This window comes from Vibrio sp. M260118 (genome assembly GCF_036533755.1).
In the GTDB taxonomy this organism is placed as follows: Bacteria; Pseudomonadota; Gammaproteobacteria; order Enterobacterales; family Vibrionaceae; genus Vibrio.
The window spans coordinates 1-2,302 of sequence record NZ_JATABG010000458.1 but is presented as its reverse complement, the minus strand read 5'-3'; the positions used below and the strand labels follow the sequence as shown (position 1 = coordinate 2,302).

Sequence of the window (2,302 nt, the reverse complement as noted above, 5' to 3'; positions counted from 1 at the left end):
GTTGCGGTAAGTAACCTATAAGCTGTTGCCTTTGACGGGGAAGCATTTCAGTTAAAGCAATGCCGTTTAAGCGAATATAACCTTGGTGATTATACTCAACGCCTGCAATGGCATTCAGCAAAGTTGATTTACCAGAACCACTACTTCCAACAATCGCTAATGCGTGGCCAGCTTTTAGTTCAAATTGAACATTCTTAAGAATTAAACGCTCAAACTGATCTTTGACACTAAAACCCTCAACCTGAACGCTGATATCTTCAATTGGCATCTCAATACGCTGTTCCGACTCCGGCAAAGATAAAACAGCCTCTGCCCGCGACCATGCTGCCCTGCTTTGACGCCAAGGTCGCCATAAATTGATACTCTGATCTAGAGGAGCTAGTACCCGGCCCAATAGAATAGAGGCTGCTAACAACACTCCTGCTACCGCCTGATCAGTAATAACTAACCAACCACCAAGGGCGAGTACCCCGACTTGAAGGCTCATCCGAGCATATTTAATAGAGGCTTGAAGGAACTGTAATTTAAAGTTGTATTCATTTTGCAAATGAATAATGTTCACATTGTTAGATTGCCAATGTTGTGCAAGCTTATCGGCGACGTTAAATAGTGAAATGGTGTTACCCAGCGCAATTTGCCTTTGTAAATAAGCTCCATTGTCAAATGCTTGATGAGCAAGCTCATCAATACTTTTGCGTGTCAAATATAAATTTAACCAAGTTAATAGAGATAAAACTGTTGCTGCGGCGAAAGCGAACCAACCTAAATAAGGGTGAAGAGAAAAAATGACAAGGATAAAAATAGGCGTCCAAGGTAAGTCAAACAATAAAGCGACCATAGGAGATGCCAACCCGCCTTTCACTTCTTGTGAATCTTGTAGTGTTCTACGGGCAAGGTCTGGTGTTCTCCCTGCTATCGAAAAAGCATGTTTAACTAGATGTGGTACACAATAGTGTTCAAACTGTGACGCACCTATATTTAATAGACGTGTTCGGATGAAATCAAGCAAGGCTTGTATAAGTAATAGGCCTAAAGCTAATACAGCCAGTAAGAGAAGTGTTTCGGGACTTCTTGAGGAGAGAACACGGTCAAATATTTGTAAACTGTAGATTGGTAATACCAGCATAAGCAAGTTAACGAACACTGAAAAAATACCTATATATACAAGATGCTTTTTACGCTCTTGCAAAAATCGACTCCATTCGGGCATAGCAACCTACACTTATAGTTACTCAAAAATGCGCCATAAGGCGCATTTTTGATTTACGCGAAAACTATTATACGAGTTCAGTATCCGACCAAACAGTCACTGTTTCGCCCATATATACAGTTTCGTATGCTTGAAGTGCAGCATCGGCCATACCACTTGCTTCAAGGAGTGAAGCTTGCTCAGCGGTAAGATCTTGTGACACAGCAGTGAAGCTCACGTCTTGATTGAAAGAAACTTCATCGCCATCATCATTACCCAGAGCAATCACTAAACCATCTTGTAGATTAACACGTAAGTCTTGCGCCGTTTCTGCCTCACCAACAATCGCTTCAAAGCCAGCAAAGTTATTACCAATAGTCGTGTCTTTATTACCAGTTACAACTAGGGCGTCAAGACCGTCACCGCCGAAAACAGCTATGTCATTTTCGTCGTAGAAGATAACGTCGTTGCCCCCTAAGCCAGTAATAATATCTGCACCAGCACCGCCATCAAGGATATCGGCCCCAACAGAGCCCGCCACAATATCGTTTCCTTCACCTGCATCTACTTTACGAGTCACACTGCTGTTAGCATTCTCATCTAAGCCAGATAGGTTAATGATGTCATTGCCTTCACCTGTCATTAGGTCAACAGAGGTAAATTGTGAGTTAGCCTCATTAAAAAACTTGACCGTATCATTACCAGCGCCAGTATCAACCGTGAAAAGGTTACTCCAACCACCATTATTAGTTTGTACAGCTACATTGACAGTATCGTCACCATCACCGGTTTGGATTTGACCACGCTTTGAGTACAGAAGTGAAACGGACACACCAAGTGAGCTATCAGATAAATCGATGTCAGCATCTACGAAATTTTTAGCGTAAACATCAACGTTTTCACCATCAACTTTCACTTCTTTTTCACCAACCGCATTCCAACCTGTTGCTTCAACATCAATCGATTGGTTTGAGATTTTGGCGTCATAGTCAGTTGCTTGACCTATTCCATCTAAAATTTCGTGTTCTGAAACTAAGTTAGCAGAAGAACCAGTTCCATCTAAGTTAGTCGTACCTACTTTTACTGAAGACATTTTTTTGCCCCTTGCAATAT

The 2,302-nt window shown here is 41.8% G+C and carries 2 protein-coding genes; both read right to left on the bottom strand.

Annotated elements, in window-relative coordinates; all coding sequences use genetic code 11:
- The coding region (locus QTO00_RS18305) for an ATP-binding cassette domain-containing protein (protein WP_331426051.1) at window positions 1-1,189 on the bottom strand (1,189 nt) is incomplete at its 3' end.
- Window positions 1,190-1,277: 88 nt separating this feature from the next.
- A partial coding sequence (locus tag QTO00_RS18300) for a calcium-binding protein (protein ID WP_443088945.1) occupies window positions 1,278-2,302 on the bottom strand: 1,025 nt, incomplete at its 5' end.